A 25,653-nucleotide genomic window follows, 5' to 3' on the forward strand; every position below is an offset into this window, starting at 1 on the left:
ACGTCACGGTGGATCTGGACTCACGCCCCGCACAGGCCATCGAGGGCATCGCCTACTTCACCGTCTCCGAACTCCTCCAGAACGTCAGCAAGCACGCCCGGGCCACCCGTGCCTCGGTCGACGTATGGCGGGTGTCGGACCGGCTGATGCTCCAGGTCACGGACGACGGGCGCGGCGGAGCGGGGGTGTCGGCGGGCGGTGGTCTGGCCGGGCTCGCGGAGCGGCTGGACGCGGTGGACGGCGTCCTCGTCGTCGACTCCCCCGACGAGGGCCCCACCACGGTCACGGCCGAACTGCCCTGGCGGGGCTGAGAGTCCGCCTCGCACGAACCGGAGCCGCAGTGCCCCGGCCGCCCTCCCGGCGGCCGGGGCACTGCGGCGCGTCCGGTGGCTCCGGAACCGCTGGTGTACGGCCCATCCGGGCGCCGATGCTGGAATGCTGGACACACAGGGCTGCGCCCGCAACGGCGCACGCAGGTGACACCGACAGTGGGGGACAGAAAGTCGTGGAGGAAAGAGTGCGGGTCGTCATCGCCGAGGATTCGGTGCTGCTCCGGGAGGGGCTCACCCGGCTGCTGACCGATCTCGGGCACGATGTCGTCGCGGGGGTGGGAGACGCCGAGGCACTGCTCAAGACGGTGGCCGACCTCGCGGGGCAGGACGCGCTGCCGGACGTGGTGGTGGCCGACGTACGGATGCCACCGACGCACACCGACGAGGGCGTGCGGGCCGCGGTGCGGCTGCGCAAGGAGTATCCGCACATCGGGGTGCTGGTGCTCTCGCAGTACGTCGAGGAGCAGTACGCCACCGAACTGCTGGCCGGCAGCAGCCGCGGGGTGGGCTATCTCCTGAAGGACCGGGTCGCCGAGGTCAGGGAGTTCGTGGACGCCGTGGTGCGGGTGGCGAAGGGCGGGACCGCCCTGGACCCCGAGGTCGTGGCACAGCTGCTGGGCCGCAGCCGCAAGCAGGACGTGCTGGCGGGGCTCACGCCGCGCGAGCGGGAGGTCCTCGGCCTGATGGCGGAGGGGCGTACGAATTCGGCCGTCGCCCGGCAGTTGGTGGTCAGCGACGGGGCCGTGGAGAAGCACATCAGCAACATCTTCCTGAAACTCGGCCTGTCACCCAGTGACGGGGATCACCGACGCGTTCTCGCCGTTCTCACTTATCTGAACTCGTGACAAAGAGATGATCTACTCGCGATGATCCGGATGATCCACCCGCGGCGAAACAAAACCCCAGGTATACGGCGAAAGGACAGGCACGAAGGGGAGCCGTTCATCCGGTGAACGCGAGGGCCGGAACACATGGCGAAGGGCGACGCGATCATGTCCAGAAACGCGTCCACCATACGACCGGTCCAAGGAAGGCGACCCTTACAGAAGTAGGGTGGGGCCTGGACCGCCGGCGGGTCGGCCGGTCCCGAGCCGCCGCCCCGAGGGAGGTCCAGTTCAGTGACCAGCCAGGTCAGTAGCCCAGCCGGAAAGTCCGAAGAGACTGTCGTCGGGGAGCAACGAGCCCCGCTCATTGATCGCACGGGTGCCACCGAGAAGGAAATCCGCCGCCTGGACCGAGTGATCATCCGTTTCGCGGGTGACTCGGGTGACGGCATGCAGTTGACGGGTGACCGGTTCACGTCCGAGACGGCGTCGTTCGGGAACGACCTGTCGACGCTGCCGAACTTCCCGGCCGAGATCCGGGCGCCCGCCGGGACGCTGCCGGGCGTGTCGTCGTTCCAATTGCATTTCGCGGACCACGACATCCTGACCCCCGGCGACGCACCGAATGTGCTGGTCGCGATGAATCCCGCCGCACTGAAGGCGAATATCGCCGACGTACCTCGCGGGGCCGACATCATTGTGAACACCGACGAGTTCACGAAGCGTCCGATGGCGAAAGTCGGTTACGCCGAATCTCCTCTCGAAGACGGTTCGCTCGAGGCCTACAACGTGCATCCCGTGCCCTTGACGACCTTGACGATCGAAGCTTTGAAGGAGTTCGGGCTTTCCCGTAAGGAGGCCGAGCGGTCGAAGAATATGTTCGCGCTCGGGCTGTTGTCGTGGATGTACAACCGTCCGACCGAGGGGACGGAGGCATTCCTCCGGTCGAAGTTCGCGAAGAAGCCGGCCATCGCCGAGGCGAACGTGGCGGCGTTCCGCGCGGGCTGGAATTTCGGTGAGACCACCGAGGATTTCGCCGTCTCGTACGAGGTGGCCCCGGCGTCGAAGGCCTTCCCGACGGGCACCTACCGCAATATCTCGGGGAACCTGGCATTGTCGTACGGGCTGGTGGCGGCGGGCCGGCAGGCGGATCTGCCGGTCTATCTGGGCTCGTATCCGATCACTCCGGCATCCGACATCCTGCACGAACTCAGCAAGCACAAGAACTTCGGCGTGCGGACGTTCCAGGCGGAGGACGAGATCGCCGGCATCGGGGCGGCGCTCGGCGCGTCGTTCGGGGGGTCCCTGGGTGTGACGACCACGTCGGGCCCGGGGGTGGCACTGAAGTCGGAGACGATCGGCCTGGCGGTGTCGCTGGAGCTGCCGCTGCTGATCATCGACATCCAGCGCGGCGGCCCCTCCACCGGTCTGCCGACCAAGACCGAGCAGGCCGATCTACTTCAGGCCATGTACGGGCGCAACGGTGAGGCACCCGTACCGATCGTGGCGCCGAGGACCCCGGCGGACTGTTTCGACGCGGCGCTGGACGCCGCCCGGATCGCGCTGACCTACCGGACTCCGGTGTTCCTGCTCTCGGACGGGTATCTGGCGAACGGCTCCGAGCCGTGGCGGATCCCCGAGGTCGTCAGCCTCCCGGACCTGCGGACGCAGTTCGCGACCGGGCCGAACCACGAACTCGCGGACGGCACGGAGGTGTTCTGGCCGTACAAGCGGGATCCGGAGACCCTGGCCCGCCCCTGGGCCGTACCGGGCACCCCGGGCCTGGAACACCGGATCGGCGGAATCGAGAAGCAGGACGGCACGGGGAACATCTCCTACGATCCGGCCAACCACGACTTCATGGTCCGCACCCGCCAGGCCAAGATCGACGGCATCGAGGTCCCCGACCTCGAGGTCGACGACCCGGCCGGCGCGAGGACCCTGGTACTGGGCTGGGGTTCGACGTACGGGCCGATCACGGCGGCGGTGCGCCGGCTCCGCGCGGCCGGCGAGACCATCGCACAGGCCCATCTGCGCCACCTCAACCCGTTCCCGCGGAATCTCGGTGAGGTGCTGAGGCGTTACGACAAGGTCGTCGTCCCGGAGATGAACCTCGGGCAGCTCTCCCTGCTGCTGAGGGCCAAGTACCTCGTGGACGCGCAGAGTTACACCCAGGTCAACGGAATGCCCTTCAAGGCCGAGCAGCTCGCCACAGCCCTCAAGGAGGCCATCGATGCCTGACGCCAACGAACTCCTCCAACTGGTCCCCAAGGCCGAGGGCAAGCAGTCCATGAAGGACTTCAAGTCCGACCAGGAGGTGCGCTGGTGCCCGGGCTGCGGCGACTACGCGGTCCTGGCCGCCGTTCAGGGGTTCATGCCCGAGCTGGGGCTGGCCAAGGAGAACATCACGTTCGTCTCCGGCATCGGCTGCTCGTCCCGCTTCCCGTACTACATGAACACCTACGGGATGCACTCGATCCACGGCCGCGCGCCCTCCATCGCGACGGGTCTGGCCACCTCGCGCCGCGACCTGTCCGTCTGGGTCGTCACCGGTGACGGCGACGCGTTGTCCATCGGCGGGAACCACCTCATCCACGCCCTGCGCCGCAACGTCAACCTCAAGATCCTGCTGTTCAACAACCGGATCTACGGGCTCACCAAGGGGCAGTACAGCCCCACCTCCGAGCTCGGAAAGATCACCAAGTCGACGCCGATGGGGTCACTCGACGCCCCCTTCAACCCCGTCTCCCTGGCTCTGGGCGCGGAGGCGACGTTCGTGGCGAGGACGGTCGACTCCGACCGGAAGCACCTCACGAGCGTGCTGCGCGCGGCCGCCGACCACCCCGGCACCGCACTCGTGGAGATCTACCAGAACTGCAACATCTTCAACGACGGCGCCTTCGAGGTGCTCAAGGACAAGGAGCGGGCCGAGGAGGCGGTCATCCGCCTCGAACACGGCAAGCCCATCCGCTTCGGCACCGAGGACTCCAAGGGGGTCGTCCGCGACACGCTCACGGGTGACCTGAGCGTCGTGGCGGTCACCGAGGAGAACCAGTCACAGATCCTCGTCCACGACGCCCACAACCCCAGCCCCACGACCGCGTTCGCGCTGTCCCGGCTGGCCGACGCCGACACCCTGCACCACACACCGATCGGCGTCCTGCGCAGCGTGGAACGCCCCGTCTACGACGCGCTCATGTCCGACCAGCTCGACACGGCGATCGAACAGCACGGCAAGGGTGATCTCAGCACCCTGCTGGCCGGTAACGACACGTGGACCGTGGTCGGCTGATCTCGCCGTCACCCCTGTCCACCGGGGCCCGGAGCCGTTCGGCTCCGGGCCCCGTCGTATGTCTCGCGGGCGCGCTCCACCGCTTCCAGCCGCCGTTCCGTCCACCGGGCCAGGCCCCAGACCTGTTCGGCGGCCTCCTCCCCCAGCGGGGTGAGCGAGTAGTCCACCCTCGGAGGGATCACGGGCTTGGCGTCCCGGTGCACGAAACCGTCCCGCTCCAGCGTCTGGAGGGTCTGCGCCAGCATCTTCTCGCTGACGCCGCCCACGGTGCGGCGCAGTTCACCGAAACGGTGCGACCGCTCAAGCAGTGCGGCGAGCACCAGCACCCCCCAGCGGCTGGTGACGTGCTCCAGGACCAGCCGGGAGGGGCACATCGGCTGGTTGACGCTCGGGGCCCCTATAGGACTTACGCTCATGCCAGTACCTTACTTCAAAGTGGGTACTTTCTTCTGGAAAGCGCACCCCCTAGGGTGAGTGGCAAGAGTCCGCATCAGAGGATCCGCGCACCCGCCGGGCGACCAGGCCCGGCACACAGGAGGAAACCCATGAGCATCGTCGTCACCGGAGCAACCGGTGAACTCGGCCGTCTCGTCGTCGAGCGGCTGCTCGCCACGGTTCCGGCACAGTCCGTCGCCGCCGTCGTCCGCGACGAGCGGAAGGCCGCAGCCCTCGCCGCCCGGGGTGTCGAGATCCGCATCGCGGACTACGACCGTCCCGAGACCCTCGCCGGCGCCTTCCGGTCCGGCGACCGGGTGCTGCTGATCTCGGGCAGCGAGGTCGGGAAGCGGATCGCGCAGCACACCGCCGTGATCGAGGCGGCGAAGGCCGCCGGCGTCGCGCAGCTCGCGTACACCGGTGTGCTGGGCGGCCCCGACGCCGACTTCCTGCTGGCCGCCGAGCACAAGGCGACCGAGCAGCTGATCCTCGACTCCGGGGTCCCGTACACCTTCCTGCGCAACGGCTGGTACACCGAGAACTACACGGCGAACCTGGGCCCGGTCCTGGAGCACGGCGCCGTCGTCGCCAACGCGGGCGAGGGCCGGGTCGCCTCCGCCACCCGGGCCGACTACGCCGACGCGGCCGCGGCCGTGCTGACGGGCGAGGGACACCTCGGCGCGGTGTACGAGCTGAGCGGTGACGTCGCCTGGTCGCTGGCCGAGTACGCGGCCATGGTCGCCGCCGCCGCCGGCAAGGACATCACCTACACGGAGGTACCCGCCTCCGTGCACCAGGAGATCCTCGTGAAGGCCGGGGTGCCGGCTCCGTTCGCCGAGATCCTCGTCGACGTGGACGAGGCGATCGGACGCGGTCTGCTCGGCGGGACGAGCGGTGACCTGGCCCGTCTGATCGGCCGCCCGACGACCCCGGCGTCCGAGACGGTCGCCGCCGCGGTGGCCGCCGCCTGAGGACACCCCTCGCACTGTCACGACCGTTTTCGTGAGACGGCAATGACACAGAGCACTTCCGGCGCTACCGTCGTACAGTCGGCCCGTCGCCGGCGCAGGAGTGCCGGGAGGGCCCGTGAAGGGGAAGAACGAACAGCGGGCAGGCCTGCTGTACGGCGTCGGCGCGTACGGGATGTGGGGCCTCGTCCCCCTCTTCTGGCCGCTGCTGGAACCGTCGGGTGCGGTGGAGATCCTCGCTCACCGGATGGTGTGGTCGCTGGGGGCCGTCGGCATCGCCATGCTGTTCCTGCGCCGCTGGGCGTGGATCGGCGAGCTGATGCGTCAGCCCCGGCGGCTGGCGCTGATCGCGACGGCCGCGACCGTGATCTCGGTCAACTGGGGCCTCTACATCTGGTCCGTCAACAACGGCCACGTCGTCGAGGCGTCACTCGGCTACTTCATCAATCCGCTGGTCACCATCGCCATGGGCGTCCTGCTGCTCGGTGAGCGGCTGCGGCCGGTGCAGTGGACGGCCGTGGCGACCGGCTTCGCCGCCGTGCTCGTGCTGGCGATCGGATACGGGCAGCCTCCGTGGGTCTCACTGGTGCTGGCGTTCTCGTTCGCGACGTACGGCCTGGTGAAGAAGAAGGTCAACATGGGCGGCCTGGAGTCCCTGGCCGCCGAGACCGCGGTGCTGTTCGTGCCCGCGCTCGGCTTCCTGCTGTGGCTCGGGGTGAACGGCGACGCGACGTTCTTCTCCGGGGGCGCGGGGCACGCGGCACTGCTCGCCTCGACCGGAATCGTCACCGCGATCCCGCTCGTCTGTTTCGGCGCCGCCGCGATCCGGGTCCCGCTGTCCGTCCTCGGCCTGCTGCAGTACCTGGCACCGGTGTTCCAGTTCGCCCTGGGCATCCTGTACTTCCATGAGGCGATGCCCCCGGAGCGATGGGCCGGTTTCGCGCTGGTCTGGGTGGCACTGATACTGCTGACCTGGGACGCCCTGCGGACGGCACGGCGTACCAGGGCCGAGGCCCTGCGTCTGGCCGTACGGGCCGCCGAGGACGTGGCGCCCATCGCGACAGCCTCCGCTTCGACACCGGACGTGGAGACCCCCGCAGTCAAGCGGTGACCGGGCCGCCCTTCGGCCCGGCGACGCCGTGCGGCGGCTTCCGGGCGAGCGGAGGAGCAGGCGCGAGCCCGACCGGAGAGTAGGGGGCAGACATGGTGGACGGCACTCGCAAAGGCTGATTGAGTGCCCGGATGGGCACCGTCCTGAAGGACATGAGGCACGTGCGGTGGCATGAGCTGCGTCATGCCAAGGGCTCAGCTTCCCAGGTCCCCGGGATGCTGTCGCGGATCGCCTGGGGCGACAGCGAGTCGGCCGATGACGCGCTGAGCGACCTGGCGCGGTGGATCGGCGCCCTGGCCGTGTTCGACGCGACGGCCGCGACGGTGCCCTTCCTGTGGGAGCTCGCCTCCATGGAGGCCGTGAAGGACCGCGTGGGGGTGCTCGCCCTGCTGGGGACGATCCTCGCCCACGGTCACACCCGCCACCCGGAGTGGACGAGGGACGCGCATCTGGCGGTCCAGGCCGGCCGGGCTACGGCCGAGCGGCTGGCCGGGGACGGCGACCCCGCGGTACGCGCGGCGGCCGGGGAACTGCTGGGGGAGCTCGGCGGCCACGCCTGCACGGCCTGTCCGCCACGATGAGTTCCGGGCCCCGAAGGCCATGGCGGCCCCGCCCCCGGTGTGCGGGGAATCGACCCCTGTTCCGGCGTGCCCGTTGCCGGACCCGTCGGGTAACCACTATGAACGGTGTCCATGACTCTGCACTGGAAGCTCGTCATCGATGCCGGCGACCCGCACGCCCAGGCCGACTTCTGGGCCGAGGCCCTCGGCTACCTCGTCGAGGACCACAGCGCCCTGATCGAGGAGCTGCTCGCCGTGGGCGCGGTCACCGAGGCGGCGACGGTCGAGCCGCACGGCCACCGCGCCTTTCGCGATCTCGCCGCGGTGCGGCATCCGGATGACCCGTACGAGGACAAGAGCGGGACCGGGCTCGGGCGACGGCTGCTCTTCCAGCGCGTCCCCGAGCCCAAGACGGTGAAGAACCGCCTCCACCTGGACGTCCACCCGGCCCCCGGGCAGCGCGAGGCAGAGGTGGAACGGCTGGTGGGACTGGGCGCGAGTGTGCTGCGGAGCGTCGACGAGCCCGGGGGGTCGTGGCAGGTGCTGCTGGACCCGGAGGGCAACGAATTCTGCGTGCACTGAGCGAGCCGCCCGTCCTCACAGGTCAGCGATGTACGGCCGGAGAGCGATCTCTCTAGGCTGGGCTCATGTTCACGCCACCCGCCGCTTGCACCCTGGTCGCCACGGATCTGGACGGCACGCTGCTGCGTGCCGACGACACCGTGAGCTCCCGTTCCCGCGCCGCCCTCGCCCGCGCCGCTTCGGCCGGGGCGCGGCACCTGATCGTCACGGGCCGCCCCGTGCCCGGCATACGCGCCCTGATCGCGGACCTCGGCTACGACGGCCTCGCGGTCTGCGGGCAGGGCGCGCAGGTGTACGACGCGGGGACGGCCAGGATGCTGAGCTCGGTGACGCTGGACCGGGACCTGGCCGACACCGCGCTCGGCAAGATAGAGGCCGAGGTGGGGCCGGTGTTCGCCGCGGTGGACCAGGACGGCACCGACGGCATGACGCTGATCGAGCCGGGCTACCGCATGCCGCACCCCTCGCTTCCCGCTCAGCGGGCCGGGCGCCGCGCGGATCTGTGGGCGGAGCCGGTCATCAAGGTCCTGATACGCCACCCCGAACTGACGGACGACGAACTGGCCGCGGCCGCCCGTGGGGCGGTGGCCGATCTGGCGTCCGTCACGATGGCCGGCCCGGGAACGGTGGAGCTGGCGCCGTACGGCGTGGACAAGGGCACCGGGGTCTCCCTGGCCGCCGGCCTGCTGGGGCGGGACCTCGCCGGGGCCGTGGCGTTCGGCGACATGCCCAACGACCTGCCGATGTTCCGCCTCGCGGGCCACCGGGTGGCGATGGCGGGCGCGCACGCCGAGCTGCGGGCGGCGGCGGACGAGATCACCCTCTCGAACGAGGACGACGGTGTCGCGGTGGTCCTGGACCGGCTCTTCGCCTGAGACCACGCGCCCCCGGCGACCGGAGGACACCCGGGCCGGGAGCGCACACCGGAGCGGGGACCTCAGCTCCGGGCGTCGGGGGCGTCACTCCGGGCGGCGGCACCGCCCTGGGCGGGGACCTCGCCCGGGGTGCCTGCCGGAGCGGCGTCCCCGGGCGGGGCCAGGGACCGCAGGACATGGGACACGAGCGCGGCGACCGTCGCCTCGTCCTGGGCCGGCGTACGCAGCACATGGCGGTAGTACACCGGGCCGTAGAGCATCTCCACCGCCAGCGGCAGGTCTGCGCCCGCCGGGACCTGCCCCTGTTCCTGGGCACCGCGCAGGCGTCCCACGGCGGCCTCGAAACGAGGGCTGACCAGCTGCTCCAGGACCGCCCGCGCGAGGTCGTCGTCGTGGTGCATCTCCGACAGGATCCCGGCGTATGCCGGGCCGTAGGGCGGGGTGGAGACCATCTTCACCGCGCCGTTGATGTGCGTCCGCAGATCGGCGGCGATGTCACCGGTGTCGACGAACGGTGTGGCGCCGACGAACACCTCGGTGAACGCCTCCAGCATCACCGCGCCCTTCGACGGCCACCAGCGGTAGATCGTCTTCTTGCTCACCCCGGCGCGCGCCGCGATCGCCTCGATGGTGACCCGGCCGTACCCCTTCTCCGTGCACAGCTCCAGGGCGGCGTCCAGCGTCGCCCGTCGTGACCTCTCGCTGCGGCGCAGGGAACTCGGCGATGTGATCATTCGGTGAGCATAGGGGGATTACGCCCACCGCTTATTGACAGGTCGTCGCCAAAAGTCGAACAATGACCAGGCTGGAAACGGAACGTACCGTGTCGTGACGTTCCGTGGAGCACACCGTTCGTGCCGTTCGTGCCGCGACGAGCCGATCGGGGGACGGCTCGACCGGCCGACGGTACGGGCGGCCCGTGCCCTCCCTGGCTCAGACGCTGACGTCCTTCGTCGTGAAGCGCGCCCAGGCCGCGGAGCCGAACACTGCCGCGTACAGCGCCTGCAGACCCAGATTCCTCGTCACCTCGTCCCAGTAGACCGGATCGCGCAAGAGATCCGTGAAGGACATCCAGTAGTGCGGGAAGAGATACGGGTGGATCCCGTCGAGCTGCGGCATCGTATCCAGGATCTGCACGGTGATCAGCACCCCGACCGTGGCCGCCATCGCCGCGACCCCGCTGTCGGTGAGCGTCGAGACGAAGAGGCCCAGCGCGGCGAAACCGATGAGGGACACCGCCACGGCGACCGCGATCAGCCCGGCCCGCAGAAGTCCTTCGCCGAAGCCGATCCGGGTCCCCGAGATCGTCGTGACCTCACCGACGGGAAAGAGCAGCGCCCCGGTCGCGAGCGCCGACGCCGCCACGACCAGGGTGGCGACCAGGCAGAACACCAGCACGGCCGCGTACTTCGCGAGCAGCAGCCGGGTGCGGCCCGCCGGTGCGACCAGCAGATAGCGCAGTGTGCCGCCGCTCGCCTCGCCTGCGACCGAGTCCCCCGCGATGACGCCGACGGCCATCGGGAGGAAGACGGGGAGCGTCGCGGAGAGTGCCGCGAAGACCAGGAACAGCCCGTTGTTGGTGACCTGGGAGAGGAAGGCCGGGCCTCCCCCGCCGTCGGGCCCGCCCCGCGAGCCGTCGCCGGTCTCGATCCGGACGGCGATCCCGATCAGGACGGGCACGGCCGCCAGCACCCCGAGCAGGGCGAGAGTGCGCCACCGGCGGAGCGTGGTGGCCAGTTCGGAGCGGAGGATGCCGAACGCCCACAGCGCACGGGGCGGGGTGCGGGGTGCGGGTACCGCCGTGAGTTCAGCCTGCGACATCGAATCCCTCTCCGGTGAGTGCGACGAAGGCGTCCTCGAGCGAGGCCCGTTCGATGCCGAAGGCGCGTACGCGTACGCCGCCGCGCACGAGGGCGGCGTTGAGGTCCGCCGGCTCCACCTCGCCCGGTGGTGCGTCGGCGCTCACCCGGTCCCCGTCGGTCATGAGGCCCGTCGCCCCGTGCGCCGCCAGGATGCGGGCGGCGTCGCCCGGGTCGGGGGTGGTGACGGTGAGCCGGCCGCGGGCGCCCGCGGCGAGTGCGGCGACGGGCCCCTGCACCAGGAGCCTGCCGCGGGCCATGACCGCCGCGTGGGTGCAGACCTGTTCGATCTCGTCGAGCAGGTGGGACGAGAGGAAGACGGTGGTTCCCTCCGCCGCCAGCTCCCGGACCAGGGAACGGATCTCACGCATGCCCTGCGGGTCGAGGCCGTTGGTCGGTTCGTCCAGCACGAGCAGCCGGCGCGGCTGGAGGAGGGCCGCGGCCAGCCCGAGGCGTTGTTTCATCCCGAGGGAGTACGTCTTGGCCTTCTTGCCGGCCGCGGCGCCGAGTCCGACCCGCTCCAGGGCGTGCTCCACGCGCGTGCGCCGGGTACGCGGATCGGCCGCCGGGTCGGCGGAGTCGAAGCGTACGAGATTGCCGCGGCCCGTCAGGAACCCGTACAGCGCGGGCCCTTCGATGAGCGCGCCCACCTGCGGAAGCACGCTGCGGGATGCGGCCGGCATGGGGCGGCCCAGGACGTGTGCGGTGCCGGAGGTCGGGGCGATGAGCCCCATGAGCATCCGGATCGTGGTGGTCTTGCCCGAGCCGTTGGGCCCGAGGAAGCCGAAGACGCTTCCGGAGGGGACCGCGAGGTCGAGTCCGTCGACGGCCAACTGCCCGCCCCGGTAACGCTTGGTGAGCCCGCGCGTTCCGATCACGCTGCCGGGCTCCGGCCCCGCGTCCGGCCCGGTGTCCGCCGTCGCGGCCGCTGTGTCGGTCATGCCCGCTCCCGGTCCGTCCCGCCGTGTCCGGCGCCCGTGTCGTACGCCCTGTGGCCGCCGCCCCCGCCTCGGAAGCCGAGCCGCCCCGCCGTACGGAGCGTACGACGGGGCGGGGCGTTCGGCGTGCGTCCTACTCGGCGGCGTCGGCCGCCTTCACCAGCGTGTCCTCGGTGACCGCGCCGACGTAGACCTTGCCTTCGTCCGTCAGCAGCGCGTTGACCAGGCGCGTCTTGAAGACCGTGCCCGAGCCGAAGTCACCGCTGACCTTGTCGCCGAGCGCGTCGAGGAACTGCTGCGCCTGCGCGGGTACGTCGCCGGAGCCCTGGGCCGGCATCGCCGCCCCGCCGGGAAGCTCGATGGCGGCGACGGCGTTCCAGCCCTTGCCGATGACGTTGAGGCCCTTGAAGTCCTCCAGCGCGCTGAGGTCCTTCTGCGCCTTGTCGACCGCGCCCTTCTTCTCCGCCTCGGCCTGCAGCTCGTCGGCCTCGGTGACCTTCGCCCCCTTGGGCGGGGTGAAGGAGAAGGAGGAGGCGTCGGGCTTCGTGAAGTCGACCGACGTGAAGCCGGCGTCGACCGCGGCCTTGCCGCCGCTGCTCGGGGCCAGCGTGAACTTCAGCGGTACGCCGGTCGAGGCGTCGACCGCCACCGTGACGGAGCCGATCGTCGAACCGGACTGCTTCGGCTTGATCAGGAGCTTGTAGGCGTCGCGCCCCGCCACCTGCGCCGTGCCGTCGACGGTGACGGACGTGGTGTCATCCGCGGCGGCGAGCGCCTCCTCGGCGAGCTCCTTGGGAGTGCCCGGCATCCCCTTCGGCGCCTTGTGCTCGCCGGCCTTGTCGCCCGCCCGCTCCTTCCCGTCGGACTCCGCGTGGTAGACCTCGTTGCTCTCGCTGTCGTAGCCCCAGACGTCGTCCCCGTTGTGGACGAGGCTGTACTCCGAGCCCTCGCCGAGGATCGACAGGCGCTGCTTGCCGGGCCCGTCGGCCGCGACCCGGAGCGTGTGCGTACCGGAGGCGAGCTCCATCAGCTTGGCGTCGGGGGACGCGCTCGACTCCCCCTGCCCCCCGCCCGGTGCGAACGAGCCCGCCAGCCCGCCGAGCGACGGGATGCCGAGGTCGGTGCTGACCTTCACCGTGCCGGACAGCTGCTCCTGGTCCGACGCGGCGATCTTCTCGATGAGTTCCTGCGCCGTGATGCCGGGCAGCTCCGGGTCGCCGGAGTCCGCGAGCGCCGGGACGAGCCCGATCGTCGCCGCCGCCACTCCCGCCACCGCGAACGGGACGATGTAGCGCGCCGCCTTCCGGCGGCCCACGACAGTGCCCGTGGCCTCGCCGTTGGTCTCTGCGCTGTCGTTCGGTGCCATGTGTGCTCTACCTCCGTGGTCGGCGGCTGCCATCCCGTTGCCCTCGTCCACTCCCCGCCGCCATTCTCACCCGATGTGGTCAGGAGTGGTTGTTCTCCATCTGACCAAATCGGGCGGGGTCAAGCGTCAGCCCTCGGGAGCAAGTGTGCGTACCTCTACGGGATGACCCCGGTGCCGCGCGGCCCGGCGAGCCCTTAGGGGTCCGTCGGGCACGCGTGGGCCGGCCGAGGCTCTCGGGGGTCGGCCCCCACGCGGTGACGTCAGCCCGCGCGGTGCACCACGGCGTCGCACAGTTCTTCGAGTGCGGCCTTCGCGTAGCACTCGGGCAGCGGCGCCAGCACCGCGCGTGCCTCCTGGGCGTAGCGGACGGTGTCGCGCCGCGCCTGTTCGAGTGCCGGGTGGGCGCGCAGCCCGCGCAGCGCCTCCGCGAGCCGGGCGTCGTCACCGAGGTCGCCGTCCAGCAGTTCCACGAGCGCCGTGTCCTCCGGACGCCCTTCGGCCGCCGCCCGCGCGCGCAGGTGGAGGACCGGCAGGGTGGGGATGCCCTCGCGCAGGTCGGTGCCGGGCGTCTTGCCCGACTCGTGGGAGTCGGAGGCGATGTCCAGGACGTCGTCGGCGAGCTGGAAGGCGATCCCGAGACGCTCGCCGTACTGGGTCAGGATGTCGACGACCGACTCGTCGGCCCCCGCCATCAGGGCGCCGAACCGGCCGGACACGGCAACCAGCGAGCCGGTCTTGCCCCCGAGGACGTCCATGTAGTGGTCGACGGGGTCGCGGCCGTCGCGCGGGCCCGCGGTCTCGAGGATCTGACCGGTGACCAGGCGTTCGAACGCCTCCGCCTGGATGCGGACGGCCTCCGGCCCGAGGTCGGCCAGGATGTGCGAGGCGCGGGCGAAGAGGAAGTCGCCCGTCAGGACGGCGACGGAGTTGCCCCAGCGGGTGTTGGCGCTGTCCACCCCGCGGCGTACGTCCGCCTCGTCCATCACGTCGTCGTGGTACAGCGTCGCCAGGTGCGTCAGCTCGACGACCACGGCCGCGGGGACCACACCCGGCGCGTCGGGGTCACCGAACTGGGATGCGAGCATCACCAGGAGCGGCCGGAAACGCTTGCCACCCGCGCTGACGAGATGCTGCGCGGCCTCCGTGATGAACGGGACCTCGCTCTTGGTGGCAGCCAGCAGCCCCGCCTCGACAGCGGCCAAACCGGCCTGGACGTCGGCCTCAAGTGCCTGGTCCCGCACGCTCAGTCCGAACGGCCCGACGACGGTCACGAGGGGATCTCCTGTCTGCTGACGATCACACGGAATGTCGATGTGTCGCTGTCCTCAATCAACTCAGCGTATCCGGTCCCCTTTGGATCACCGTGGGCGCCTTCCCGCCACCGCCGGTATGTTCGGCATCAGCTCATACGATCAGGAGTTGTCGTTTTGTCCCACACCGCAACCGGCACCGAACCGGCCCAGCCACCGCCCGGAGACGACCACGCCTTCTTCGGCCAGCCGCGGGGCCTGATGACCCTGTCCGGGCTGGAGGTCTGGGAGCGTTTCTCGTTCCTCGGCATGCAGGCCATCCTGGTCCTCTTCTTCGCCGACACGGTCTCCGACGGCGGCATGGGCATGGACCCGGGCACCGCCGCCTCGGTGTCCGCCGCCTACGGCACCCTCGTCTATCTCGTGTCGGTCGCGGGCGGCTGGCTGGCCGACCGGATCCTCGGTTCGTACCGCGCCGTCCTGTACGGCGGCGTTCTCATCGCCTGCGGCCACTACGCCATGGCGGTGCCGACGGCCACGATGACCTGGGTGGGCCTCGGTCTGATCAGCGCGGGCACGGGCCTGCTCAAGCCCAATGTGGCCTCGATGGTGGGCAAGCTCTACGGCACCGAGGACAACCGACGCGACGCCGGCTTCGCGCTGTACTACATGGGCATCAACATCGGCGCCTTCGCCGGCCCGCTGGTCACCGGCTGGCTGGGTGAGCACGCGAGCTGGCACTGGGGGTTCTCGGCCGCCGCGTTCGGTATGACGCTCGGCCTGATCCAGTACGTCGCCGGCAGGCGTCACCTGGCCGGGCGAAAGCACTCGGCGGAGTACGCCCTCGCCCCGGGGCCGATGCGCAGGGCCGTGCTGACGATCGTGGCCGGCATCGTGGTGGTCGCGCTGGTGGCGACGGCCCTGGCACTGGCCGGCTGGCTCACGATGGACCGGTTCGTCGACGTACTCACCCTCGTCTCGGTGATCGCGCCCGTCGTCTACTTCGTCGTGATGTTCAGGAGCCCCCGGGTCACCGCGGAGGAACGCGGCCGGCTCCGGCCGTACGTCGTGCTGTTCCTGGCTTCCGTCGTCTTCAACTTCATCCTGTTCCAGGCCTACTCGACCATGATCCTGCTCGCCTCGACGAACGCCCGTGCGGAGATCTTCGGCTTCCACTTCCCGGCGAGCTGGTACGCCTCCGCGCTGGGTGCCTTCGAGGTCGCACTGGCGCCCGTGGTCGCCGCCGTGTGGGCCAGGATGGGCCCGCGCCAGCCGCACGCGTCCAACAAGATCGCGATCGGGGTCGTCCTCGGCGGTCTGTCCTTCCTGCTGATGGTCCTGCCGACCTCGGGTCACGCCGACGAGACGTACAAGATGGCCGTCTGGTGGATCGTCGGCTCCTACCTGCTGCTCGGCCTCGGCGACATCCTGCTGGAGACCTCCGGCATGTCCGCCACCACGAAGCTCGCCCCCAAGGCCTTCGCCAGCCAGACGATGGCGCTGTGGTTCCTGTCCCTGGCCCTCGCCAACGGCATCCAGGCACAGATCGTGAAGCTCTACGGCGAGGTCTCCAACCCCGCCTACTTCGGTGTCAATGGCGCCATCGCGGTGGCGGCCGGTGTGGCCGTCATCGCCGCTGCTCCCTGGCTCAGGCGCACCATGCACCCCGTCCACTGAGGTACAGCCATGCACATCCGCACCGATTTCCCGTACGAGACCACCCACGAGGACCTCTACATCCCCCTCGATGGGGGCCCCTCCCAGGCCGGAGGCTCTGGGGGAGGCACCCAGCTGTACGCCCGGATCTGGCGGCCGGTCACCGACGAACCGGTGCCCGCACTGCTGGAGTACCTGCCCTACCGGCTCAGCGACTGGACGGCCCCTCGTGACTGGCAGCGCCACCCCTGGTACGCGGGCCACGGCTATGCCTCCGTGCGCGTCGACGTGCGCGGGCACGGCAACAGCGAGGGCATGCCGGGCGACGAGTACGACGCACAGGAACTCGCGGACGGGGTCGCGGTCGTGCACTGGCTGGCGCAGCAGGAGTGGTGCTCGGGGCGGGTCGGCATGTTCGGCATCTCCTGGGGCGGCTTCAACTCGCTCCAGATCGCGGCGCTCGCACCTGAGCCCCTGAAGGCGGTCGTCACCGTCTGCTCGGCCGACGACCGCTACGACAACGACGTGCACTACATGGGCGGCTCCGTCCTCGGTGTGGACATGCACGCCTGGGCCTCCACCATGCTGGCGTTCGTCTCGCGGCCCCCGGACCCGGCGGACGTCGGCGACGACTGGCGGGACATGTGGCTGCGGAGACTCGAGAAGGTGGAGCCGTTCATCCACACGTGGCTGGCCCACCAGACCCGCGACGACTACTGGAAGCACGGCAGTGTCTGCGAGGACTACGGCGCCATCCAGGCGAAGGTCCTGGCGGTGGGCGGCTGGCACGACCCCTACCGAGACACGGTCCTCAGGCTCGTCGAGCATCTGGACCCCGGGCAGGTGCGCGGACTGATCGGCCCCTGGTCGCACCAGTACCCGGACCGCGGGCTCCCGCCGGGGCCGGCGATCGGCTTCCTCCAGGAGACGCTGCGCTGGTGGGACCAGCACCTCAAGGACGAGGACACCGGGGTGATGAACGAGCCCCTGCTGCGGTCCTGGATCAGCGGCTCGCACCGCCCCGCCACGGTCTACGAGACGCTGCCGGGCCGCTGGGTCGGCGACGCCGGCTGGCCCTCCGGGAACGTCACCCCGGTGACGTACGCCCTGGAGGGCGGACCGCAGACCGTCCGCTCACCGCAGCAGACCGGGCTGGACGCGGGGCGCTTCTTCCCGTTCGGCAACGACGCCGACCTGCCGCCCGACCAGCGGGACGAGGACGCCAAGTCGGTGTGCTTCGAGTTCCCCGTCGAGGACGCCCCGATCGAGATCCTCGGCCGTCCACGGGTGACGCTCCTGGTCCGGATGGACGTACCGCGCGGCCAAGTGATCGCCCGGCTCTGCGACGTGGCCCCGGACGGGGCCTCCACCCTGGTGACCCGCGGGGCCCTCAATCTGGCCACCCGACACGGGCGCGACCGCGCGGAGGACTGGCCCGTCGGGGAGACCGAGTACGTGACCTTCGAGCTGAACGGCATCGGGCACACCTTCCCGCCAGGCCACCGGATCAGGGTCGCCCTCTCCTCCTCGTACTGGCCGTGGATCTGGCCCCAGGCCGGTTCGGCGGGCTTCACGCTCGAGGCGGAGGGCAGCCTCGTCGAGCTTCCGGTGCGCCGGCACACCGAGGACCCGGCGATCACCTTCGGCGAGCCGGAGCAGGCGGAGCCGCTCGGCGTCGTCTTCCCGGTCACGCTCGACGAGCAGCGCCCGGAGCGCCTGGTGGTCCGGGACGTCGCCAAGGGCGAGTGGCGGCTGGAGGTCGATCCGCGCTACGGCGGCACGCGGGTCTACCCCGACGGGCTGGAGTTCACCGAGGACGCGCTGGAGACCTACACGATCCAGCAGGACGATCCGCTGTCGGCCCGGGCCCGCTCGGACTGGGCGATCCGGCTGCACCGGCCGGAGATGTCCTGGGACGTACGCGTCGAGACGCGTTCGGAGCTGAGCTCGGACGCGGACGACTTCATCACGTCCAACGAGGTGGTGTGCAGGGACGGTGACGAGATCGTCTTCCACCGGACCTGGGAGAAACGGATCCCGCGGACGGCGGGCTGAGCAGGGTTATCACGTAACTTTCCGGGCATTACGCCTACTTGAGGCACTGCCGCCGACCGGCGACGGCGACGTAACGTGTTCCTCAAGCGACTGGAAAGGGGCAGCGACAGATGCCCGAGCAGAGCAGCCCGCTCGACCTGGCCGAAGGCGATCCCTTCGGTCCGCACAACCTTCCGTACGGTGTGTTCTCCACCCCCGGACACCCGGAGGACCGAAGGGTCGGAGTCCGTGTGGGCAAACACGTGCTGGACGCCGGAGCGGCGGCCCACGCACTGGGTTCGCCCTACGCCAGACTGCTGGCGCAGCCGAGCCTGATGCCGCTGCTGGCGGCGGGGCGGACCGCGTGGCGGGACGTGCGTCGGGCACTCACGGCGTGGGTGACGGTCCCGTCCCACCGCCCTGACCTGGAACCACTGCTGTACCCGCTCGACTCGGTGACCCTGCACCTGCCGTACGAGGTGGCGGACTACGTCGACTTCTACGCCAGTGAGCACCACGCGACCAACGTGGGGAGGATCTTCCGCCCGGACGGGGCGGCTCTCACGCCCAACTGGAAGCACCTGCCGATCGGTTACCACGGGCGTGCAGGCACGGTCGTCGTCTCCGGCACGGACGTGGTGCGCCCCTCGGGGCAGCGCAAGGCTCCGGCCGACCCCGCCCCCGTCTTCGGCCCCTCAGTGAAGCTGGACATCGAGGCCGAGGTCGGCTTCGTGGTGGGCGTGCCGTCGGAGCAGGGTTCCCCCGTCGCGCTCGGGGACTTCCGTGAGCACGTCTTCGGGCTCTCCCTGCTCAACGACTGGTCGGCGCGGGACATCCAGGCCTGGGAGTACGTGCCGCTGGGCCCGTTCCTCGGCAAGTCCTTCGCCACTTCCGTGTCGGCGTGGGTCACCCCGCTGGAGGCCCTGGACGCGGCCCGCACGGCACCTCCCGCCCGGGACTTCGAGCTGCTCCCGTACCTGGAGGACGCGGAGGACGAGGAGCCCGGCGGCTTCGACATCCGGATCTCCGTGGAGATCAACGGGCAGACCGTCTCCGAGCCGCCGTTCGACTCCATGTACTGGACGGCCGCCCAGCAGCTGGCTCAGATGACGGTGAACGGCGCCTCGCTGCGCACGGGAGACCTGTACGGATCGGGCACCGTCAGCGGCGCGGAGCCGGGGCAGCGCGGCTCCCTGCTCGAACTCACCTGGAACGGCCGCGATCCGCTGGACCTGGCCGAGGGCAAGCGGACGTTCCTGGAGGACGGCGACACCGTCACCCTGACCGCCTGGGCCCCCGGACCGCACGGCACCCGGGTCGGGCTCGGCGAGGTCACCGGACGGATCACCGCCTCGTCGTGAGCGATGCCGTGCCGGGCTCCCCGAAGAGCCACTGCTCCTCGGGGAGCCCGGCCGGGTGGTGGTCAACGACGCGTGAGTCGCTCACACGTTTGGGCGGCCTTGGTCTGTTCTCGCCGGATACGCTGAACCCACCCGCGAGACTCCGTCCCATGGGAGCACTGATGCGCATCGAACCGGAGGCCCCCGAGCCGCGGTGGGCGGTCCCGCCCGTGGGCGGCTGGACCGCCGATGACCTGGACACACTCCCGAATCTGCCTCCGCACACGGAGCTGATCGACGGGAGCCTTGTTTTCGTGAGTCCGCAGACGGTGTTCCATGAGCGTGCGATCGACTACCTGAAGTGGCAGCTGCAGTCGGTCGCACCGCTCGGCCTGGAAGTCTTTCGCGAGTTCACCATCGACATCGATTTCCAGAATCGGCCGGAACCCGATGTCGTCGTGGTGCACGCTGACGCCGTCGAGAGTCTGCGGCAGACACGGTTCCCCGCGAACAGTGTGCTGCTGGCGATCGAGGTCGTGTCCGACGAGTCCGTCACCCGAGACCGGGAGACCAAGCCCGTGAAGTACGCACGGGCCAGGATTCCGCACTTCTGGCGGGTGGAGAACCAGGACGGTCGAGCCGTCGCCTACGTCTTCGAGCTGGAACCCGCGACCGGTGCGTACACGTCGACAGGGATCTTCCACGACCGGATGAAGGTCTCCACGCCCTTCCCCGTCGATCTCGATCTGAATGCGATCGTGACCCGACGCCAGGCGGCGGACCCGCGATAGGTCCGCCCCGAACCTCCGGCCGCCCGGCTCACTCGTACTCGGGCGGCTCCTCGTCCCAGCCGAACTCCGGATCCGCGGCCCGGACGGCGGGCCCGGCCGGTGGGGCGGCTGCCGGGGCCGCCGCGGGGGCCGCCGCCGCTTCCGCCCGGGAAGCCTCCGGCGGGGCCGCTTCCTCCTGGGGAACCGCCGACGGACCCGCGCCCCCCAGTCCCCCCAGCACCTCCAGCACTCCCTCGCCGTACGTCGCCAGCTTCTTCTCGCCGAGCCCGCTGACGCCTCCCAGCTCCGCGAGGGAACCGGGTCGCAGGGCGGCGATCTCCCGCAGGGTCGCGTCGTGGAAGATCACGTACGCGGGGAGGCCGAGCTCCTTGGCCTGGGCGCCGCGCCAGGCGCGCAGCGCCTCGAAGACCGGGACCGCCTCCGCCGGAAGGTCGGCCACCGCCGCCGCGGACCTCGCCTTGCGCTCGCCCGTCCCGCCGGACCGGGTCGTGGGCCGCTTCGGCTCCTTGCGGAGCAGGACCTCCCGCTCCCGGCCGAGCACGGAGCCGCTCTCCTCGGTCAGCACCAGCGTGCCGTACTCGCCCTCCACGGCCAGCAGCCCCTGGGCGAGCAACTGGCGTGCCACGCCGCGCCACTCCGCCTCGGCGAGCTCCTCCCCGATACCGAAGACCGACAGCTGGTCGTGGTCGAACTGGATGGTCTTCGCCGTCTTGCGGCCCAGCAGGATGTCGATGATCTGGCCGGCCCCGAACTTCTGGTTCCGCTCCCGCTTCAGCCGGACGATGGTGGACAGCAGCTTCTGGGCAGCCACCGTGCCGTCCCAGGTCTCGGGCGGGGTGAGGCAGGTGTCGCAGTTGCCGCAGGACGTCTCGGCGGGCTCCTGGCCGAAGTACGTCAGGAGCTGGGCCCTACGGCACCGGACGGTCTCGCAGAGCGCCAGCATCGCATCGAGGTGCGAAGCCGCCCGGCGCCGGAACGCCTCGTCGCCCTCGCCGCCCTGGATCAGCTTGCGCTGCTGGACGACGTCCTGGAGCCCGTAGGCCATCCAGGCCGTTGAGGGCTCCCCGTCACGTCCCGCGCGGCCGGTCTCCTGGTAGTAGCCCTCGACGGACTTGGGCAGGTCGAGGTGCGCGACGAAGCGCACGTCGGGCTTGTCGATGCCCATACCGAAGGCGATGGTCGCGACGACGACCAGGCCCTCCTCGCGGAGGAAACGCGACTGGTGGGCGGCGCGGGTCCCGGCGTCCAGGCCCGCGTGGTACGGCACGGCCTCGATGCCGTTACGGCAGAGGTACTCGGCGGTCTTCTCCACCGAATTGCGCGAGAGGCAGTAGACGATGCCCGCGTCGCCCGCGTGCTCCTCCTTGAGGAAGGTGAGCAGCTGCTTCTTCGGGTCGGACTTCGGCACGACGCGGTACTGGATGTTCGGACGGTCGAAGCCGGCCACGAAGTGCCTGGCGTCGGGCATGCCCAGCCGCTGGGTGATCTCCCGGTGCGTGGCGTCGGTCGCCGTGGCCGTCAGCGCGATGCGCGGTACGTCCGGCCAGCGCTCGCCCAGGACGGACAGGGCCAGGTAGTCGGGGCGGAAGTCGTGGCCCCACTGGGCGACGCAGTGCGCCTCGTCGATCGCGAAGACGGAGATCTCGCCACGGGCCAGCAGGGAGAGCGTCGAATCGAGGCGCAGCCGCTCGGGGGCCAGATACAGCACGTCGAGCTCACCGGCGACGAACTGGGCCTCCATCGAGCGGCGCTCGTCGAAGTCCTGCGTGGAGTTCATGAAGCCGGCGCGGACACCGAGCGCGCGCAGGGCGTCCACCTGGTCCTGCATGAGCGCGATCAGCGGGGAGATCACGATGCCGGTCCCCTGCCTGACCAGGGCGGGGATCTGGTAGCAGAGGGACTTGCCGCCGCCGGTCGGCATCAGCACGACCGCGTCGCCGCCCTCGACGACGTGCTCGATCACCGCACCCTGCTCGCCGCGGAACGCCTCGTACCCGAACACCCGGTGCAGCGTCTGCTGCGCAGCGCTCTCGGTCGTCACACTCATGGTCGCGCCCGTCCGTCCGTCTTCACCCGTCACCGGCAACCATAGGCGCCGCCTACGACAACGCCGGACGGGCTTGACTTTCCAAGGCCCGTCCGGCGTCGCCGCGCGTACGCGTCGTTACCGCACGAACACTCCCGCCTGGCTCGCCAGGTCGAGGAAGTACTGCGGGGCCAGCCCGAGCACCAGGGTCACGGCGACTCCGACCGCGATCGTGGTCATGGTCAGCGGGGACGGGACGGCGACCGTGGGGCCGTCCGCCTTCGGCTCGCTGAAGAACATCAGCACGATGACCCGGATGTAGAAGAAGGCGGCGATGGCCGACGAGATCACACCGACGACGACGAGGCCGCTCGCGCCTCCGTCCGCCGCCGCCTTGAAGACGGCGAACTTGCCGGAGAAGCCCGAGGTGAGCGGGATGCCGGCGAAGGAGAGCAGGAACACCGCGAAGACCGCCGCGGTCAGCGGCGAACGGCGGCCGAGCCCGGCCCACTTCGACAGGTGCGTCGCCTCGCCGCCCGCGTCGCGTACGAGCGTGACCACGGCGAAGGCGCCGACGGTCACGAAGGAGTACACGGCCAGGTAGAAGAGGACGGACGAGATGCCCTCGGGGCTGGCCGCGATGACACCGGCGAGGATGAAGCCCGCATGGGCGATCGAGGAGTAGGCCAGGAGCCGTTTGATGTCGGTCTGGGTGATCGCGACGATCGCCCCGCCCAGCATCGTGACGATCGCGACACCCCACATGACGGGACGCAGGTCCCAGGTGAGACCGGGCAGCACCACGTAGAGCAGGCGCAGCAGCGCGCCGAACGCGGCGACCTTCGTGGCCGCCGCCATGAAGCCGGTGACCGGGGTCGGGGCTCCCTGGTAGACGTCCGGGGTCCACATGTGGAAGGGGACCGCGCCGACCTTGAAGAGCAGGCCCATGAGGATCATCGCCGCGCCGATCAGCAGCAGCGCGTCGTTGCCCATGGTGCCCGCGAGGGCCGGGTCGATCTGCTGCACGGAGCCGTCGACGACGTGTCCGATGCCCGCGTACGAGACGGTGCCCGCGTATCCGTAGAGCAGGGCGATCCCGAAGAGCAGGAACGCCGAGGAGAACGCGCCGAGCAGGAAGTACTTCACGGCGGCTTCCTGCGACATCAGCCGCTTGCGGCGGGCGACGGCGCACAGGAGGTAGAGCGGGAGGGAGAAGACCTCGAGCGCGATGAAGAGCGTCAGGAGGTCGTTGGCCGCCGGGAAGACGAGCATGCCCGCCACGGAGAAGAGGGCGAGCGGGAAGACCTCGGTCGTGGTGAACCCGGCCTTGACCGCGGCCTTCTCCCCGTCGCTGCCGGGCACCGAACCGGCCTGCGCGGCGAAGGAGTCCACACGGTTGCCGTGCGAGGCCGGGTCGAGGCGGCGCTCGGCGAAGGTGAAGACGGAGACCATGGAGACGAGCAGGATGGTGCCCTGGAGGAACAGGGCGGGTCCGTCGACCGCGACCGCGCCCATCGCGGCGATGTGCGCGTTCTTCGTGGCGTACCCGTCGGCGGCGAGACCCACCACCGCTGCGAAGGCGGCGGCGATCGCGACGACCGTCAGGAACACCTGGGTGGTGTAGCGGGCCCGTCGCGGGACGAAGGCCTCGACCAGGATTCCGAGGACGGCGGCACCGACCACGATCAGGACGGGCGCCAGCTGGGCGTACTCGATGGTCGGCGCGGTGAACTTGTCGCCCGGGGCGGCGGATGTCACCTCCCCCGCCATGGTCCACAGGCTGTGGACAGCTGTTGCGCTCACTTGGCGGCCTCCACCTCGGGCTGGGGGTCCTTCTTCTGTACGTCCTGCATGGTGTGCTGCACCGCCGGGTTGACGACCTCGGTGAGCGGCTTCGGGAAGACGCCCAGGAAGATCAGCAGGGCGATCAGCGGAAGTGCCACCGCCAGCTCACGGACCTTGAGGTCGGGCATGCCCCCGATCCCCTCCCTGACCGGTCCCGTCATCGTCCGCTGGTAGAGGACGAGGACGTAGAGCGCGGCGAGCACGATGCCGACGGTGGCGATGACGCCGGCCACCGGGTACGCGCTGAACACACCGACCAGGACCAGGAACTCACTGACGAACGGGGCCAGACCGGGCAGCGACAGGGTGGCCAGTCCGCCGATGAGGAAGGTTCCCGCAAGGAGGGGCGCCACCTTCTGCACCCCGCCGTAGTCGGCGATGAGCCGGGAGCCCCGCCGGGTGATCAGGAAGCCGGCGACCAGCATCAGCGCCGCGGTCGAGAGTCCGTGGTTGACCATGTAGAGCGTGGCGCCCGACTGGCCCTGGCTGGTCATCGCGAAGATGCCGAGCACGATGAAACCGAAGTGCGAGATCGACGCGTAGGCGATGAGCCGCTTGATGTCGCGCTGGCCGACGGCGAGCAGGGCGCCGTAGACGATGGAGATCAGCGCCAGGACGAGGATCACCGGCGTCGCCCACTTGCTGGCCTCCGGGAACAGCTGGAGGCAGAAGCGGAGCATCGCGAAGGTGCCGACCTTGTCGACGACCGCGGTGATCAGGACGGCCACCGGGGTGGTCGCCTCCCCCATCGCGTTCGGCAGCCAGGTGTGCAACGGCCAGAGCGGGGCCTTCACCGCGAAGGCGAAGAAGAACCCGAGGAACAGCCACCGCTCGGTGGAGGTCGCCATGTCCAGCGAGCCGTTGGCCCGCGCCTCGGCGATCTCCGAGAGCGAGAAGCTCCCCGCGACGACGTAGAGCCCGATGACGGCGGCCAGCATGATGAGCCCGCCGGCCAGGTTGTAGAGGAGGAACTTCACGGCCGCGTAGCTGCGCTGGGCCGCGGCGTTCTCGTCACTGCCCGAGTGCGCCCGGTCCCCGAAGCCTCCGATGAGGAAGTACATCGGGATGAGCATGGCTTCGAAGAGGATGTAGAAGAGGAAGACGTCGGTGGCCACGAAGGACAGGATCACCATCGCTTCGACCATCAGGATCAGGGCGAAGAAGCCCTGGGTCGGGCGCCAGTGATACGGGTTGGTCTCATTGGGGCCTCCCCTGCTCGAACGGAGTTGAGAGCTTGGGGAAGGATCGGCGTCGTGCCAGCCCGCCAGGACCACGAAGGGGATCAGCAGCGCGGTGAGCGCGAGGAGCGCCACCCCGATGCCGTCGACGCCCAGTTCGTAACGGACGCCGAAGTCCTTGATCCAGGCGTGCGACTCGGTGAGCTGGTAGCGGTCGCCGCCGGGTTCGAAGCGGGCGAACACGACGCCGGCCAGGACGAGCGTCACCAGTGAGACGGCCAGGGCGAGCCATTTGGCCGCCGTGCGGCGGGCCGCCGGGACGGCGGCGGTGGCGATCGCGCCGATCGCCGGGAGCGCCGCCGTCGCTGTCAGGAGGGGAAAGGACATGGGA

Annotated in this window: 22 protein-coding genes; 13 read left to right on the forward strand and 9 right to left on the reverse strand. The window is 70.3% G+C overall.

Annotation, left to right across the window (positions count from 1 at the left end; translation table 11 throughout):
• From ABZ441_RS23160 to ABZ441_RS23175, 4 genes are all read left to right on the forward strand, one after another.
• Positions 1–311 (forward strand): ATP-binding protein (locus ABZ441_RS23160; protein WP_358977370.1); only part of this gene is annotated, 311 nt, incomplete at its 5' end.
• A gap of 206 nt (positions 312–517) precedes the next feature.
• The gene (locus tag ABZ441_RS23165) at positions 518–1,177 is read left to right on the forward strand and encodes a response regulator transcription factor (RefSeq protein ID WP_358977538.1); all 660 of its coding nucleotides are present in this window, start codon (positions 518–520) and stop codon (positions 1,175–1,177) included.
• 273 nt (positions 1,178–1,450) lie between these two features.
• Complete coding sequence (locus ABZ441_RS23170) at positions 1,451–3,397, forward strand: 2-oxoacid:acceptor oxidoreductase subunit alpha (protein ID WP_358977372.1); 1,947 nt, start codon at positions 1,451–1,453, stop codon at positions 3,395–3,397.
• Positions 3,390–4,448: a 2-oxoacid:ferredoxin oxidoreductase subunit beta gene (locus ABZ441_RS23175; protein WP_358977374.1), complete on the forward strand. Its 1,059-nt coding sequence runs from the start codon at positions 3,390–3,392 to the stop codon at positions 4,446–4,448. The genes ABZ441_RS23170 and ABZ441_RS23175 overlap by 8 nt, the downstream gene beginning before the upstream one ends.
• A gap of 8 nt (positions 4,449–4,456) precedes the next feature.
• On the opposite strand, the gene ABZ441_RS23180 is transcribed toward ABZ441_RS23175, so the two are convergent.
• Complete coding sequence (locus ABZ441_RS23180; protein ID WP_358977376.1) at positions 4,457–4,864, reverse strand: helix-turn-helix domain-containing protein; 408 nt, start codon at positions 4,862–4,864, stop codon at positions 4,457–4,459.
• A 129-nt stretch (positions 4,865–4,993) separates the two neighbouring features.
• On the opposite strand from ABZ441_RS23180, the gene ABZ441_RS23185 reads away from it, so the two are divergent.
• The 5 genes from ABZ441_RS23185 to ABZ441_RS23205 all read left to right on the forward strand — a co-directional run bounded on the left by ABZ441_RS23185 (position 4,994) and on the right by ABZ441_RS23205 (position 8,979).
• The gene (locus ABZ441_RS23185) at positions 4,994–5,854 is read left to right on the forward strand and encodes an SDR family oxidoreductase (protein WP_358977378.1); all 861 of its coding nucleotides are present in this window, start codon (positions 4,994–4,996) and stop codon (positions 5,852–5,854) included.
• Between the two features lie 115 nt (positions 5,855–5,969).
• Positions 5,970–6,962, forward strand: coding sequence for an EamA family transporter RarD (gene rarD / locus ABZ441_RS23190; protein ID WP_358977380.1), 993 nt, complete (start codon positions 5,970–5,972; stop codon positions 6,960–6,962).
• Positions 6,963–7,093: 131 nt separating this feature from the next.
• Positions 7,094–7,543 (forward strand): hypothetical protein, encoded by a 450-nt coding sequence (locus tag ABZ441_RS23195; RefSeq protein ID WP_358977382.1) that lies wholly within the window; start codon positions 7,094–7,096, stop codon positions 7,541–7,543.
• Positions 7,544–7,654: 111 nt separating this feature from the next.
• On the forward strand, positions 7,655–8,104 hold the full coding sequence (locus ABZ441_RS23200) for a VOC family protein (protein WP_358977384.1): 450 nt from the start codon (positions 7,655–7,657) through the stop codon (positions 8,102–8,104).
• Positions 8,105–8,169: 65 nt separating this feature from the next.
• Complete coding sequence (locus ABZ441_RS23205) at positions 8,170–8,979, forward strand: HAD family hydrolase (RefSeq protein WP_358977386.1); 810 nt, start codon at positions 8,170–8,172, stop codon at positions 8,977–8,979.
• 62 nt (positions 8,980–9,041) lie between these two features.
• On the opposite strand, the gene ABZ441_RS23210 is transcribed toward ABZ441_RS23205, so the two are convergent.
• The 5 genes from ABZ441_RS23210 to ABZ441_RS23230 all read right to left on the reverse strand — a co-directional run bounded on the left by ABZ441_RS23210 (position 9,042) and on the right by ABZ441_RS23230 (position 14,413).
• Entirely contained in the window at positions 9,042–9,713 is a 672-nt protein-coding gene (locus tag ABZ441_RS23210; protein ID WP_358977389.1) for a TetR/AcrR family transcriptional regulator, read from the reverse strand.
• A 199-nt stretch (positions 9,714–9,912) separates the two neighbouring features.
• The gene (locus tag ABZ441_RS23215) at positions 9,913–10,800 is read right to left on the reverse strand and encodes an ABC transporter permease (RefSeq protein WP_358977391.1); all 888 of its coding nucleotides are present in this window, start codon (positions 10,798–10,800) and stop codon (positions 9,913–9,915) included.
• Entirely contained in the window at positions 10,787–11,779 is a 993-nt protein-coding gene (locus ABZ441_RS23220; protein WP_358977393.1) for an ABC transporter ATP-binding protein, read from the reverse strand. Before ABZ441_RS23220 ends, ABZ441_RS23215 begins: the two co-directional genes overlap by 14 nt.
• A 130-nt stretch (positions 11,780–11,909) precedes the next feature.
• Positions 11,910–13,142, reverse strand: coding sequence for a DUF2092 domain-containing protein (locus ABZ441_RS23225; protein WP_358977395.1), 1,233 nt, complete (start codon positions 13,140–13,142; stop codon positions 11,910–11,912).
• 260 nt (positions 13,143–13,402) lie between these two features.
• Entirely contained in the window at positions 13,403–14,413 is a 1,011-nt protein-coding gene (locus tag ABZ441_RS23230) for a polyprenyl synthetase family protein (RefSeq protein ID WP_358977397.1), read from the reverse strand.
• 156 nt (positions 14,414–14,569) lie between these two features.
• Here ABZ441_RS23230 and ABZ441_RS23235 point away from each other — a divergent pair, with 156 nt between their 5' ends.
• From ABZ441_RS23235 to ABZ441_RS23250, 4 genes are all read left to right on the forward strand, one after another.
• Positions 14,570–16,069, forward strand: a complete 1,500-nt coding sequence (locus tag ABZ441_RS23235; RefSeq protein ID WP_358977399.1) for a peptide MFS transporter — start codon at positions 14,570–14,572, stop codon at positions 16,067–16,069.
• Between the two features lie 9 nt (positions 16,070–16,078).
• The gene (locus ABZ441_RS23240) at positions 16,079–18,103 is read left to right on the forward strand and encodes a CocE/NonD family hydrolase (protein ID WP_358977401.1); all 2,025 of its coding nucleotides are present in this window, start codon (positions 16,079–16,081) and stop codon (positions 18,101–18,103) included.
• Between the two features lie 110 nt (positions 18,104–18,213).
• A complete protein-coding gene (gene fahA, locus ABZ441_RS23245; protein WP_358977403.1) occupies positions 18,214–19,443 on the forward strand; it encodes a fumarylacetoacetase in 1,230 nt (409 codons plus the stop codon).
• A 161-nt stretch (positions 19,444–19,604) separates the two neighbouring features.
• Positions 19,605–20,213 (forward strand): Uma2 family endonuclease, encoded by a 609-nt coding sequence (locus ABZ441_RS23250; protein WP_358977540.1) that lies wholly within the window; start codon positions 19,605–19,607, stop codon positions 20,211–20,213.
• A gap of 28 nt (positions 20,214–20,241) precedes the next feature.
• On the opposite strand, the gene recQ is transcribed toward ABZ441_RS23250, so the two are convergent.
• The 3 genes from recQ to ABZ441_RS23265 form a co-directional block, all read right to left on the reverse strand.
• Positions 20,242–22,260: a DNA helicase RecQ gene (gene recQ, locus ABZ441_RS23255; protein WP_358977405.1), complete on the reverse strand. Its 2,019-nt coding sequence runs from the start codon at positions 22,258–22,260 to the stop codon at positions 20,242–20,244.
• A 117-nt stretch (positions 22,261–22,377) separates the two neighbouring features.
• The gene (nuoN, locus tag ABZ441_RS23260) at positions 22,378–24,042 is read right to left on the reverse strand and encodes an NADH-quinone oxidoreductase subunit NuoN (RefSeq protein WP_358977407.1); all 1,665 of its coding nucleotides are present in this window, start codon (positions 24,040–24,042) and stop codon (positions 22,378–22,380) included.
• A complete protein-coding gene (locus ABZ441_RS23265) occupies positions 24,039–25,649 on the reverse strand; it encodes an NADH-quinone oxidoreductase subunit M (RefSeq protein ID WP_358977409.1) in 1,611 nt (536 codons plus the stop codon). Before ABZ441_RS23265 ends, nuoN begins: the two co-directional genes overlap by 4 nt.
• Positions 25,650–25,653 lie beyond the last annotated feature (4 nt).

Origin of the sequence: Streptomyces sp. NPDC005752, from assembly GCF_040630715.1 — a bacterium.
In the GTDB taxonomy this organism is placed as follows: domain Bacteria; phylum Actinomycetota; class Actinomycetes; order Streptomycetales; family Streptomycetaceae; genus Streptomyces.